The following is a 13277-nucleotide window of genomic DNA, read 5'->3' on the forward strand; positions in this document are numbered from 1 at the left end:
TCAGCGTGACCTCCTTCAGACGGTGTGGTGCGGAGAATTGTTCACGATCGTTCCCGGCCGGGAAACAGCCGGTCCCACCAGGGTGGGACCGGCTGTTCGGCCGGACTTACGTCACTTCGGCTGGGCCGGGGAGGTCACCTTGACGGTGCCCGCGATGATGTCGGCCTTCAGCTTGTCGACCTCGGTCTTGAGCTCGGGGCTCACCTTGCTGTCGAAGTCGTGGTACGGCGCGATGGAGACGCCGTTGTTCTCGAGGGTGCCCAGGTAGGAGCCGGTCAGCATGCCGGTGCTGTCCGCACCCTTGACCGCCGCCTCCTTGACCGCCTCGGGGATGTTCTTGACGACGGTGGTCAGGAACGAGGAGCAGTACTGCTGCGCGCTCTCGCAACCGTCGACGTCGACCCAGACCACCGAGTACTTGGTGCCCGCGTTGGCCGCGGTGCCGAGGCCCGTGCCGCCGGCGACCGGCATGATCACGTCAGCGCCCTGCGCGACGAAGCCGTCCGAGAGCGCCTTGCCCTTGCTCTGGTCGGTGAAGCTCTGCGCGAACTGGCCCTTCTGCGAGGCCTTGTCCCAGCCGAGCACCTGGACCTTGTCGTTCTTCTGCGTGTTCCAGTAGGCGACGCCGTCCGCGAACCCGTCCATGAAGATCGTGACCGGGGGAATCGGGAGGCCACCGTAGGTGGCGACCTTCTTGGTCTTCGAGTAGCCCGCCGAGAGGTAGCCGGCGAGGAACGCGGCCTGCGCGGTGTCGAACTGCATCGGGTAGACGTTGGTCGCACCCGGGATCGACGAGTCGACGATCGCGAACTGCTTGTCGGTGTTGGCCGCCGCGACCTGCTTGGTCGCGTCACCCATCAGGCCGCCGACGGCCAGGGTGAAGTTGCAGTCCTGCTGGGCGAACTGCGTCAGGTTCGGCACGTAGTCGGCCTCGGCCTTGGACGAGACGTTCTTCGGGTCGGCCAGCTTGTCGCTCTCGGCCTTGGCCTCTTCGAGACCCTTCCACGCCGACGCGTTGAACGACCGGTCGTCGATGCCACCGATGTCCGTGACCATGCAGGCCTTATAGGTGCCAGCGGCGGGCGCGGCGCTGCTGTCGCCGGTCCCGCTGCTGCTCTCCGGAGCGTCACCACACGCGGCCAGGCCCGCCATCAGGCCACCCACCGCGAGGATCGAGACGATCCGCATCCCACGCATAGCGCGCAAGACGGTCTCCCTCCCATTACACACCGCAAGGGGTACGCGGTGAGTTCACGTTTTGCTCGGGAGCGTACGCCGAGCTACCGCGTGGAACGAAAACCCGGAATCAACTGTTGGATGGCCGTTACGCAGGCGTGACTTCCGAGTGAACGAAATCGCCCGGGCAGTAAGCAAGGGTCCCTTCCCAACGTTTTCCGCATAGGACGGGACCCTTGTTAACGGTTTTCGCTCAGGCCGCGACCGCCACGCGCTCGGCCGGGTCGGCGGCGGGAGCGGTCCGGCGAGTGTGGACCCCACCGGCCAAGGTCAGCAGCAGACCCACGAGGGCGTACGTGCCGAGCACCCAGGCCGGCCCCGCCGCGCCCGCGCCGTCGAAGAACGCGGTCGACCGCAGCAGCGATCCGCCGGCCCCGATCGGCAGGAACTGGCCGATCGCGCCCCACGGCTGCGGCAGGAGCTCGGGTGCGGCGCTGACCGCCGAGAGCGGGTTGCCGACGAGGAACACGGCCAGCACGCCGAGCCCGATGCCCGGCCGGCCGAGGGCCGCGCCGAGCCCGGCCACGATGCCGGCGACCGCGGTCGCGAACAGCCCGATGGCGGCGGCGTTGAGCAGGTAGTCACCGGTCAGCACGCCGAGCCACGACCCGAGGACGAGCGGACCGACGAGCCCGGCGAGCACGCCGAACACCAGCACGCCGGCGAACCGGGCCCAGCGGTCGCGCACGAGCAGGGCGAGCGCCGCGCCGGCGGCCAGGGCGGTGAGCGCGAACGGCAGGAACCCGGACGCGAAGCCGGCACCGCGCGGGTCGTCCGGCGAGCCGGGCACGACGTCGGTGACCTGGGCGTTCATCCCCGCGGCGGCCTGGCCGACGAGCTGGGCCACGGTCGGGCTGGCCCCGCTGGCGGTGTGCACGACCGGCCCGGACGGGCTCAGCACGAAGGCCGCGTACGCCTGGTTGTCGCGCAGCAGCGCGTCGGCGGCGGCCGCGTCCGGCACGCGGGTGATCTCGAAGGCGCCCGGCGGGAGGTGGGCGGCGAGCTCGTCGGCGGCGGGCGCCGGGCCGGCGACCACCACCGGGAGGTCCCGCGGGCCGAGGTTGGCGGCGGGTCCGGCGAAGAGCGGGATGAGCAGGGCCTGCACGACCACGATGCCGACCCCGATCAGGACGGCGATCAACAGCGGCGGGCGAGCCTGGCGAGGCATGACCATCTCCTTAAAACGAATGCTCGTTCTTCTTTGGTGACCCAAGCGTCCCATCGATGGCCGTCGGTAGTCAAGAACGAGCGTTCGTTTTAGGATGTGTGCCATGCCACGCGTCTCCGAAGCCCACCTCGCCGCTCGCCGCCAGCAGATCCTCGACGCCGCGAAACGGTGCTTCACCCGCGACGGCTTCCACAACACCTCGATGCAGGACGTGATCGCCGAGGCGGGCCTGTCGGTCGGCGCGGTCTATCGCTACTTCAAGAGCAAGAACGATCTGATCACCTCGATCGCCGAGTCGGTGATCGGTGACGCGTCGGCGATGTTCGAGGAACTGGCCGTGCACGAGCCGCCGCTGTCGCCGGCGGAGGCCGTCGAGCGAGCCATCGAGTTCGTCGACCGGCAGACCGGCCCCGACGGCCTGATGCGGATCGCGCTGCAGGTCTGGGCCGAGGCGATGCGCGACCCCGCACTGGCCGAGTTCGTCGCCGGCGCGTACGGCCGGATGCGCGGCCATTTCGTCCTGCTCGCCACCCGCGCCCGCGACGCGGGCAGGCTGCCCGCCGACGCCGACCCCGAAGCGGTCGGCGCCGTCCTGTTCGGCATGGTCCCCGGCTACGCGCTGCAGCGGATTCTCTCGGCCGGCCCCGACACCAAGACCTACCTCGCCGGCCTGCGCGCCCTCACCACGTAGGCGAGTTTGTTTCGAGTTCGTTGCTTGATGGCAAGGGCTTGCGAAAGACGCGAAAGACCAGCGGATATCGTGCAGCCATGCGTGCCCGCCTGTCCGACATCGCGCTCCGGGCGCGGGTCAGCGAGGCGACCGTCTCCCGGGTGCTCAACGACAAGCCGGGCGTCTCCCCGGACACCCGGGAGTCCGTCCTCGCGGCCCTCGACGCGCTCGGCCTCGAGCGCCCCGCCCGGCTGCGCAGACGCAGCGCGGGCCTGGTCGGCCTGGTGGTGCCGGAGCTGAACAACCCGATCTTCCCGGAGTTCGCGCAGACCATCGAGTCGGCGCTGGCCCAACGCGGCTACACGCTGGTGCTCTGCACCCAGACCCCCGGCGGGGCGACCGAGGACGAGTACGTGGAGATCCTGCTCGACCGCCAGGTCAACGGCATCGTCTTCGTCTCGGGGCTGCACGCCGACGCCACGGGCGACCCGGACCGCTACCGCCGGCTGGTCGCCCGCGAGCTGCCCATCGTGCTGGTCAACGGCTTCGTCGACGGGCTCGCCGCACCGTTCGTCTCGCCTGACGAGCAGGCCGCCGCCGAGCTCGCCGTGTCCTATCTCACGAGCCTCGGCCACCGGCGCATCGGGCTGATCAGCGGCCCGGACCGGTTCCTGCCGGTCCGGCGCAAGATCGCGGGCTACCGAGCCACGATGCGGAACCTGCTGGGCGCCGCGGACGCCGAGCTCGACGAGCTGGTCTCGCTGTCGCTGTTCGGCGTCGAGGGCGGCGAGGCGGCCACCCACCGGCTGCTCGACGCCGGGGTCACCGGCATCGTCTGCGGCTCCGACATGATGGCGCTCGGCGCGATCCGCAGCGTGCGGCGCCGCGGGCTGCGGGTCCCGGACGACGTCTCGGTGGTCGGCTACGACGGCTCGCCGCTGATGGCGTTCACCGACCCGCCGCTGACGACGGTCCGTCAGCCGGTCGAGGCGATGGCGGTCGCGGCGGTGCGCGCGCTGGTCGACGAGATCGAGGGCCACGCCGCACCCCATTCGGAGTATCTGTTCCGCCCTGAGCTGGTCGTCCGGTCGTCGACCGCGATCGCCAGAACGGCCTGACCGACTCCCCTTGCGCAGCTTGCGCAAGCCCTGTCGGGTCCTTGCAGAGTCAGCCTTGTTTCCGGCATGCTTCTCCGGTGCCAAAAGAACGGGGTCATTTCGCATTCAATGCGGATGAAGCAGGCGCAGGCTGGTGGCGCGACGCGGTCGTCTACCAGGTCTACGTGCGCAGCTTCGCCGACTCGGACGGCGACGGCATCGGCGACCTGGCCGGCCTGAGCGAGCGGTTGCCCTACCTCCGCGACCTCGGCGTCGACGCCGTCTGGCTGACGCCGTTCTACCGGTCGCCGATGGTCGACGGCGGATACGACGTGACCGACTACCGCGAGGTCGACCCGATGTTCGGGGACCTCGCGGACTTCGACGCGATGCTGGCCGACGCACACGCGTACGGCCTGCGGGTGATCATCGATGTGGTCCCCAACCACACGTCGAGCGCGCATCGCTGGTTCCAGGCGGCCATCGCCGCACCCGCCGGTTCGCCCGAGCGGCAGCGCTACATCTTCCGCGACGGTCGCGGCCCGGACGGCGCCGAGCCGCCCAACGACTGGGAGTCCATCTTCGGCGGCGACGCCTGGACCCGGCTGCCCGACGGCCAGTGGTACCTGCACATCTTCGACCCCGAGCAGCCCGACCTGAACTGGGAGCTGCCCGAGGTGCGGGCCGAGTTCGAGGACATCCTGCGGTTCTGGCTCGACCGGGGTGTCGACGGCTTCCGGGTCGACGTGGCGCACGGCAACATCAAGGCCCCCGGCCTGCCCGACGTCGGCTACAGCAGCAAGACCGGCCGCAACCAGCGCCAGAGCCGGCTGCTCGAAGGCACCCGGCTCCCCTACTTCGACCAGGACGGCGTGCACGAGATCTACCGCGTCTGGCGCCGGATCCTCGACAGCTATCCCGGCGGCCGGATGGCGGTCGCGGAGGCCTGGGCGTCCAGCCCGGAGCGGCTGGCCCGCTACGTCGGCAAGGACGAGCTGCACCAGGTCTTCAACTTCGACTTCCTGCACGCCACCTGGTCCGTGGACTCGTTCCGCAAGGTGATCGACACCGCGCTGGCCGAGGCGACCCTGGTCGGTGCGCCGACCACCTGGGTGCTCTCCAACCACGACAAGCAACGGCACGTCACGCGGTACGGCGGCGGCGCGCTCGGCCTGCGCCGGGCCCGGGCGGCGGCGTTGCTGATGCTCGCCCTGCCCGGCGTGGCCTACCTCTACCAGGGTGAGGAGCTCGGCCTGGACGAGGTCCTCGACCTGCCTGACGAGCTGCGCCAGGACCCGGCGTTCCGGCGCACCGGCGAGAGCCGCGACGGCTGCCGGGTGCCGCTGCCCTGGTCCGGCGACGCGGCACCGTTCGGGTTCGGCCCGGCCGGAGCCTGGCTGCCGGCGCCGACCGCCTGGGTCGCGCACACCGTGGCCGCGCAGGAGCAGGACCCGGGCTCGACGCTGGAGCTCTACCGGGCCGCCCTGCGGCTGCGCCGCGCCGAGCCGTCGCTGCGCGGTGGCGAGCTCACCTGGACCGAGGCCGAACCGGGCGTGCTGGCGTTCCGCCGCGGCGAGCTGACCTGCGTGGTCAACCTGGGCGGCGAGCCGGTCGACGTGCGCCGGTACGGCACACCGATCCTGGCCAGCGCGGCCCTCGACGGAGATTTCCTGCCCGTCGACGCGGCGGCATGGTTGAAACCGGTGCCGTTGGGGTAACCCGTTACCTACGAGACCCCTGTGGTGGGGGTGTGGTGGGTACGGTGCCCCGGTGACGAGCCGGGGCACCACCGCGTTCAGGGGTTGTCGGCGCGTGGGGCGGTGAGCTTGGCGGCGATCCGGCCCCAGCCGGCCATCACCTGGTCGGGCGTGGGCGGCACCGGCGCGTAGCCCTCGTCGTCCTCGCCGAAGTCCTCGTCGTCGGCGTCCTCGAGGTCGAGGTCGTCCAGCGAGCCGTCGGCGGGACGGTCGTCGCGGAAGGCCGAGATCCGGGCGGCCTCGATCTCACCGCGGATCTCGGCGGCGGAGATGTGCGGCATGCACGGCTCGACGACGGCCATCAACTCCTCGTCGGCGACCACCGACTGGGCCAGCGCGAGGGCGTGCGGGCGCTCGTAGGGCCCGCTCACCACCGGCTCCCAGTCCTCGTCGTCACCCAGCGGGCCGAACGTGATGATCCATGGCAGCTCGTGTAGCGGCGAGTCGTCGGGCAGCCGCAAGGTCACCAGTGCACCCATCCGACCATCATGCGCTGCCGGCCGCTCCCGGGTGTCCGTTCTCCGGGTCATCTTCGTCATGGTCGACCGGCGAGACCGTGTGCGGCGGTGCCGGCTCCGGCGGGTTCGCGCCCAGGTCGCGCACGGTGCCGTGGGTGTCGGTGGCGGCCACGGCGGCGGCCCAGATCAGGATCTGGTTGTACAGGTACAGATAGATCAACAAGCCGACGGGACCGATCAGCGCGTACGCCGCGTTGTCGCGCACCCAGTTGACGTAGAGCCGGCCGACCGAGTTGAGCACGGTCAGGCCGCCGCCGACCATGATCAACGGGATCAGCAGCCGGCGCGGGCTCATCCGGATCCGCGGGATCGCGCACAGCAGGGCGAAGGCGATCACCAGGTTGACCAGCACGGTAAGGAAATAGGTGAGCGCCATCAACCAGTCGCCGCCGTCGCCGATCGCCCAGACCAGCAGCGTCTTGAGCCCGTCGACGGCACCGACCGAGACGATCAGCATGACCAGCACGATGATCAGCACGAAGATGTCGATGATCCGGCGGACGACCAGGTTGCCCGGCTGCTGCTGGAAGCCATGCACCGCCCGCTGCGACGACCGGATCGCCTCGACCCAGCCGATGCCGGTGAAGACCAGGCCGACCAGGCCGACGATGCCGATCGGGCGCCCGGTGGTCTGCACACCGGAGACCGCGTCCTCGACGTTCTTGATGTCGAGGAACGGCAGGTTGTCGGTGAGGAAGTTGACGACCGCCTCGTTGACCTCGCCGTTGTTGAGCACGAAGCCGAACACCGCGTAGCCGACCAGGGCGAAGGCGAAGATCGCGAAGAAGCCGTAGTACGCGATGGCCGCGGCCAGCCGGCCGCCCAGCACATAGCCGAACCGGTCGGCCGTGCGGTAGAAGTGGTCGAACGCCGCCGAGCGGGCCCGCGCACGGTCGAGGCCCCGGTTGATACCGGCCTCGAGCCGTGCGAAGACGTTCACACGGGACATTCTTGCGGATCTAGCCGATCCGCGGTGGCGGGCGTCAGGCGCCGCGGCTCGGGAAGAAACCCACCCGCTCGTACGCCGTCGCCAACGTCGCGGAGGCCACCACGCGGGCCTTGTCGGCACCCATCGCGAGCAGCTTGTCGAGCTGGGCCGGGTCGTCCAGGTAGGCCTTGGTGCGCTCCTGGATCGGCTTGACGAACTCGGCCACCACCTCGCCGAGCTCCTTCTTCAGGTCGCCGTAGCCGCGGCCCTCGAACGCCGCCACCAGCTCCTCGATCGACTTCCCGGCCAGCACCGAGTACATGGTGAGCAGGTTGGAGACGCCCGGCTTGGTGGCCGGGTCGTAGACGATCTCGCGGCCGGTGTCGGTGACCGCCGAGCGGATCTTCTTCGCCGACCTGGCCGGCTCGTCGAGCAGCTCGATGATGCCCGCCGGCGAGGACGACGACTTCGACATCTTCGCGGTCGGCTCCTGCAGGTCGGTGATCTTCGCGGTGTCGCGCACGATGAACGGCGCCGGCAGCGTGAAGGTCTTGCCGAACTGAGTGTTGAACCGCCCCGCCAGGTCACGGGTCAGCTCCAGGTGCTGGCGCTGGTCCTCGCCGACCGGCACCGCGTCGGCCTGGTAGAGCAGGATGTCCGCCGCCTGCAGGATCGGGTACGTGAACAGGCCGACGCTGGCCCGGTCCGCGCCCTGCTTCGCCGACTTGTCCTTGAACTGCACCATGCGGCTGGCCTCGCCGAAGCCCGTGATGCAGCTCAGCACCCACGCCAGCATCGGGTGCTCGGGCACCTGCGACTGCACGAACAGCGTGCACCGCTCCGGGTCGAGCCCGAGCGCCAGGAGCTGGGCGGCCGAGGCCCGCGTGCGGGCCCGCAGCACCGCCGGGTCGTGGCCCGCGGTGATCGCGTGCAGGTCGACGACGCAGTAGAAGGCGTCGTGCGTCTCCTGCAGCGCCACCCACTGCCGGATCGCGCCGAGGTAGTTCCCCATGTGGAAGGAGTCGGCGGTCGGCTGGATCCCGGAAAGGACCCGGGGCCGGGCGGTGTTCGGGGTGGCGTCGGACATGCCGGCAATTCTGCCAGCCGCCTCGGGGAACCCCAGCAGCCCCTCGGAACTCGTACGGTGTGGCCAGAACCGGAAGGACGGCGATTGGCGCACGAGGACGGTGCACGGGTGACCCGCGACCAGGGCGATCGGGCGATGGAGGAGCTTTACCACGCCTGCTACCGCCGCCTGGTGGCGCAGGTCTACGCGTTCACCACCGACCTGACGGAGGCACAGGACGTGGTGCAGGAGGCATTCGCCCGGGCGCTCGCCCGGCCGCGGGGTCTCGCCGACGTGGACAACCCGGAGGCGTGGCTGCGCACGGTCGCGGTCAACGTGGTCCGCCGCCGCTGGCGGCGCCGCAAGCTGCTCGACGCGATCCTGCTGCGCGACCGCCCGGTCGCGCGGACGGTCGAGCCGGCGCCCGGGCCCGAGCGGGCCGACCTGCGCGACGCCCTGGCCGCGCTGCCGCCCAGCTTCCGCGAGGTGGTGGTCCTGCACTACTACGCCGACCTGCCGGTCGACGAGGTCGCCGCGATGCTCGGCGTGCCGACCGGCACCGTCAAGTCGCGCCTGTCCCGGGCCCGCACGGCGCTGGCGGGCCGGCTCGACGGCTACCGGACGGAGGTGACCCGTGCCCGATCTTGAAACCAAGCTCGCCCGGTCCCGCTCGGCCCTGCTCGACGAGATCGAGCAGCCGCCGCTGGCGGTCGTCCGCCGGCGCGCGACCCGCATCCGCCGCCGCCGGTCCGTGGCCGCCGGCGCCACCGCGCTCGCGGTGCTCGGCGTCATCGGCCTCGCCGCCCGGCCCTGGCACCAGGACGGCCCGCCCACCGTCACCGCCACGGACCCGCCCGCGATCGCGCCGGTCTACCGCGGCGGCGGCATCGAGATCATCGGCCTGTCCCCCACAGCCGTGTACGACCTGGACGGCCAGATCGCCGAGGTGGAGTTCGCGGACCGCGACAACGGCTTCGCGGCGGCCGGCTGCGCCCCGCGCTGCCCGGAGCTCGCCCGGACCACCGACGGCGGGCTGTCCTGGCACGAGGCCGACGTGCGACCGACCGGCGGCGGACCGGTCGACCTGCTGGCCTTCCCGGGCGGCCACTGGCTGCTGGACGGCGACCTCGACCGGTCGTCCCCGGACGGCTCCGCCTGGCGGGTCGTCAACCCGCCGCTGGCGGAGCCGCAGGCCGAGATCGGGCCCGGCATGCTGCTCCGGGTCGAGCAGCCGGGCGGCCAGGTGGTCGTGTGGAGCTGGGACCGCGGGCGGCTCGGGGACCTGACGACTCAGCCGCAGCTGTCCACGGCCCGCTGGGTGGCACCGGCACCGACGGCCGACGGCGCCTGGTGGGTCGGCGGCCTGGTCGGCACCAACCCCGCGGTCTCGGTCAGCCGCGACTCCGGCCGCAGCTGGACGACCGTCACGCTGGCCGACCCGCCCGACCCGACGGACTCGGTGACGGTCAGCACGCTGGGCACCGAGGTCTACGCGGTGGCACGCGACGAGGCCGGCCAGGTGCTCGGGATCTACCACTCGGCCGACGGCGGCAAGACCTTCACCACGACCTTCCTGGCTGGCAAGGGCGCGGCCGCGCCGTACACCGGTGACCTGGTGCCGCTGCTCGACGGTCGGCTGCTCGCCCTGCGAGGCAACGGCGCACCCAGCTCGTGGTGGGTGAGCGAGGACGACGGGCGAAGCTTCGACCCGATCCCGGATCTGCCGGCCGCCAGCTCGATCCGCCGCACGTACGCCGGCTACGTCGTCTACGGGCTCTTCAGCGGCAGTTGGGCCGCCTTCTCGCCGAACGGCACGAACTGGCAGAAGCTCCAGGTGAACTAGTCCCGCGCGGTGGCCGACTCGCGGGTGGGCAGCATCGGCATCGGGATGGTCGCGATCACCTGGGCCGGCTCGGCAGCGGGCGACGGGGCGGCGGCCTGGATGCCGACCCGGGCCACCCGGCGGCCGTCGAGCTCGAGCACCCGCAGCACCCAACCCTCGTCACCGGGGACGCGGGCCTCGTCACCGACCTCGGGCACGCGACCCAGGCTGGCCATCACATAGCCGCCGACCGTCTCGTACGGCCCGGGTGGCAGGTCGAAGCCCGCGCGCTCGGCGAAGTCCGCGAGGTTGAGCCGGCCGTCCAGGTCGGTCGCGCGGCCCGGGATCGGGTCCGGCTCGACGTCGTACTCGTCGTGGATCTCGCCGACCACCTCTTCGATGAGGTCCTCGAGAGTGACGATGCCGGCGGTGCCGCCGTACTCGTCGATCACGACCGCCAGATGGTGCCGCTCGCGGCGCATCTCGGTGAGCGCGACCAGCACCCGCTTGCTCGCCGGTATCCGCTTCACCTCCCGGGTCAGCTCGCCGACGGTCAGCCGCCCGTCGCCGTCCGGGCGGATCAGCAGGTCGCGCAGGTGCACGAAGCCGACCACGTCGTCCTGCGTGCCGTCGACCACGGGATAGCGGGTGTGGGTCTCCACCCGGATCCGCTCGGCGACGTCCGTCAGCGTCTGCCGCGCGGACAGGAAGGTGACCTCGGTGCGGGGCCGCATCACCTCGCGCACCATGGTGTCGCGGGCCACCAGCACCTCGTCGATGATCCGGCGCTCGACCGGGTCCAGGCGGGTGTTGGCGGCGACCAGGTCGCGCAGGTCGGCCTCGCTGATCTGCTCCCGCCCGGCCGACGGGTCGGCGCCGAGGGCCGCGGTCAGCCCATCGGCCGTCCGCACGACGAGGCGGGCCAGGCGCCGGGCGACCGGACCGGGATTGCGTTGGGGACGCCCCGTCGGAAAGCGCCGACGGGGCCCGGCTGTGCCGGGTTGGTCCTGCATGAAGCGATCGTAGACACGTCCTGCTCGTCCCGCCGAACCGTTGTGATGGGATGCAGGCCATGAGCTCCGTCCCCTCCCGCGCCGCCGCGGGCTTCTCATCCGCTTTCGGCGCCGAACCGGCCGGGCTGTGGGCCGCGCCCGGGCGCGTCAACCTCATCGGTGAGCACACGGACTACAACGACGGTTTTGTGCTCCCCTTCGCACTCCCGCACCGGGTGGTGGTCGGGGCGACGGCCCGGCCCGAGCCGCGGTGGCGGGTGTGGTCGGAGCAGACCGGTGAGACGGTCGAGTTCGGTGCGGCCGAGGCCGACGATCCCGGGCGCGTCGAGGGCTGGGCCGGTTACGTCGCGGGCGTGGTGTGGACCCTGCGATCCAAGGGGTACGAGGTGCCGGGCGCGGACCTGGCCGTCGCCTCCGACGTGCCGGCAGGCGCCGGGCTCTCGTCCTCGGCGGCGCTGGAGTCGGCCGTGCTGACCGCCCTCGCCGACCTCGGTGACCTGTCGGTGCCGGTCGAGGAACGCCCCGGGCTCGCGCAGCGGGCGGAGAACGACTACGTCGGCATGCCCTGCGGGATCATGGACCAGTCCGCCTCGATTCGCGCGGAGGCCGGCCACGCACTCTTCCTGGACTGCCGCTCGCTGGATATCGAGCAGATTCCGTTCGACGTCGCCTCCTCCGGGCTGGCCGTGCTGGTGGTCGACACCCGGGCGCCGCACCGGCATGCCGGCGGCGAGTACGCGACCCGGCGCCGGGCGTGCGAGGAAGCGGCGGCGTTGCTCGGCGTCGCGGCGCTGCGCGACGTGCACGACCTGGACAAGGCGCTGGCCGCGCTGCCCGACGACGTGATGCGCCGCCGGGTGCGGCACGTGGTGACCGAGAACCAGCGGGTGCTGGACACGGTCGAGCTGCTCCGCGCCGGCCGGGTACGCGAGATCGGCCCGCTGCTGACCGCCTCACACGCCTCGATGCGCGACGACTTCGAGATCACCGTGCCGGAGGTCGACCTCGCGGTGTCGACGGCGCTGTCCGCGGGTGCCTACGGCGCCCGGATGACCGGCGGCGGCTTCGGCGGCTGCGTGCTCGCGCTGGTCGACGCCGCCGACACCGAACGGGTGGCCGCCGCGGTCGCCGCCGCCTATGCCGGGCGGGGCTTCACCGAGCCGGTCTGGTTCGCCGCCCGTCCGGGCGCCGGGGCGGAACGCATCGGGTGACCGCCGCGCGGCGGATCCCGCTCACCTTGGCCGTCTTCGCGGTCACGGCGGCGTTCAGCCTGGCGCAGTTCTCCTTCCCGGCGGTACTGACCTCGCTGCAACGCACGCCGGCGATCCGCGACGGCCAGGTGTGGCGGTTGGTCACGTCGCTGCTCGTCCAGGACGGCGGCTGGTTCGGCACGATCTCGAACCTGTTCTTCCTGCTCCTGGTCGGCGCCCTGGCCGAGCTCACCGTGCGGCGGTGGCTCTGGGCGACCTGCTACCTGGGCTGCGGCCTGGCGGCCGAGCTGATCGCCCTGTCCTGGCAACCGACGGGCGGCGGCAACTCGATCGCCATCTGCGGCCTGGCCGGCGCCCTGACGGTCGCGCTCCTCGCCCGACCGCTGCGCCCGTCGGCGGCCTGGCGAACCGACGCCCTCGGCAGCGACCTACGCCCGCGCCACCTCTGGCTGCCGGCCGGCGTCGCCTGGTGGTCGGTCGCCCTCCTGGGCACCGCGTCGGAGGTGGCCCTGTACATCGGCGCGGTTGGCGGCGTAGCGGTCCAGATCGCCCTGGTCGCCGGCGGCGAGCAAGGTCGCGGCAACCGAACCCTGGGCCGAATCGTCGCGGTGGGTGCGCTGTTGGTGGGCATCGCGCTGACGGCCCTACGCAACATCCACGGCCCACCGTTGCTCCTTGGCGCCGCCATTTGCTCTGCTTCCATATACGCATCGATGCGTATATGGAAGCAGAGCAAACGCGAGCGCTGAGCCACCGCGGACCTGGCAGCGGAGCGAAGCGGAGCGGTCCCT

General features: G+C 71.7%; 13 protein-coding genes. 7 read left to right on the forward strand and 6 right to left on the reverse strand.

Annotated elements, in window-relative coordinates:
- Positions 1–111 precede the first annotated feature (111 nt).
- Entirely contained in the window at positions 112–1188 is a 1077-nt protein-coding gene (locus tag CHC05_RS10805) for a BMP family lipoprotein (RefSeq protein WP_179266132.1), read from the reverse strand.
- A 241-nt stretch (positions 1189–1429) separates the two neighbouring features.
- The gene (locus tag CHC05_RS10810) at positions 1430–2404 is read right to left on the reverse strand and encodes a hypothetical protein (RefSeq protein WP_089247559.1); all 975 of its coding nucleotides are present in this window, start codon (positions 2402–2404) and stop codon (positions 1430–1432) included.
- 103 nt (positions 2405–2507) lie between these two features.
- Between CHC05_RS10810 and CHC05_RS10815 the strand changes: the two genes are divergently transcribed.
- The 3 genes from CHC05_RS10815 (at position 2508) to CHC05_RS10825 (ending at position 5889) form a co-directional block, all read left to right on the forward strand.
- Complete coding sequence (locus CHC05_RS10815; RefSeq protein WP_179266121.1) at positions 2508–3095, forward strand: TetR/AcrR family transcriptional regulator; 588 nt, start codon at positions 2508–2510, stop codon at positions 3093–3095.
- A 77-nt stretch (positions 3096–3172) separates the two neighbouring features.
- The gene (locus CHC05_RS10820) at positions 3173–4192 is read left to right on the forward strand and encodes a LacI family DNA-binding transcriptional regulator (protein WP_089247331.1); all 1020 of its coding nucleotides are present in this window, start codon (positions 3173–3175) and stop codon (positions 4190–4192) included.
- A gap of 77 nt (positions 4193–4269) precedes the next feature.
- A complete protein-coding gene (locus CHC05_RS10825; RefSeq protein WP_089247333.1) occupies positions 4270–5889 on the forward strand; it encodes a glycoside hydrolase family 13 protein in 1620 nt (539 codons plus the stop codon).
- A gap of 77 nt (positions 5890–5966) precedes the next feature.
- Here CHC05_RS10825 and CHC05_RS10830 read toward each other — a convergent pair whose 3' ends face one another.
- From CHC05_RS10830 to trpS, 3 genes are read right to left on the reverse strand one after another with little or no spacing between them, the layout of a single operon-like run.
- Entirely contained in the window at positions 5967–6407 is a 441-nt protein-coding gene (locus CHC05_RS10830) for a hypothetical protein (RefSeq protein WP_089247335.1), read from the reverse strand.
- Positions 6408–6414: 7 nt separating this feature from the next.
- Complete coding sequence (locus CHC05_RS10835) at positions 6415–7386, reverse strand: YihY/virulence factor BrkB family protein (protein ID WP_089247337.1); 972 nt, start codon at positions 7384–7386, stop codon at positions 6415–6417.
- A gap of 43 nt (positions 7387–7429) precedes the next feature.
- Positions 7430–8461, reverse strand: coding sequence for a tryptophan--tRNA ligase (gene trpS / locus CHC05_RS10840; RefSeq protein WP_089247339.1), 1032 nt, complete (start codon positions 8459–8461; stop codon positions 7430–7432).
- A 108-nt stretch (positions 8462–8569) separates the two neighbouring features.
- Here trpS and CHC05_RS10845 point away from each other — a divergent pair, with 108 nt between their 5' ends.
- Positions 8570–9088 carry an RNA polymerase sigma factor gene (locus CHC05_RS10845; protein WP_245870761.1) on the forward strand — a complete coding sequence of 173 codons (519 nt, stop codon included), beginning with the start codon at positions 8570–8572 and terminating at the stop codon, positions 9086–9088.
- Positions 9075–10283 carry a sialidase family protein gene (locus tag CHC05_RS10850; protein ID WP_089247341.1) on the forward strand — a complete coding sequence of 403 codons (1209 nt, stop codon included), beginning with the start codon at positions 9075–9077 and terminating at the stop codon, positions 10281–10283. Before CHC05_RS10845 ends, CHC05_RS10850 begins: the two co-directional genes overlap by 14 nt.
- Here CHC05_RS10850 and CHC05_RS10855 read toward each other — a convergent pair.
- A complete protein-coding gene (locus CHC05_RS10855; protein ID WP_089247343.1) occupies positions 10280–11275 on the reverse strand; it encodes a hemolysin family protein in 996 nt (331 codons plus the stop codon). The genes CHC05_RS10850 and CHC05_RS10855 overlap by 4 nt on opposite strands.
- 59 nt (positions 11276–11334) lie before the next feature.
- On the opposite strand from CHC05_RS10855, the gene galK reads away from it, so the two are divergent.
- Entirely contained in the window at positions 11335–12486 is a 1152-nt protein-coding gene (gene galK / locus CHC05_RS10860) for a galactokinase (RefSeq protein ID WP_089247563.1), read from the forward strand.
- The gene (locus tag CHC05_RS41390; protein ID WP_179266122.1) at positions 12483–13235 is read left to right on the forward strand and encodes a rhomboid family intramembrane serine protease; all 753 of its coding nucleotides are present in this window, start codon (positions 12483–12485) and stop codon (positions 13233–13235) included. The genes galK and CHC05_RS41390 overlap by 4 nt, the downstream gene beginning before the upstream one ends.
- The last annotated feature ends 42 nt before the right edge of the window (positions 13236–13277 follow it).

Source organism: Asanoa hainanensis (genome assembly GCF_900188485.1).
GTDB lineage: Bacteria > Actinomycetota > Actinomycetes > Mycobacteriales > Micromonosporaceae > Asanoa > Asanoa hainanensis.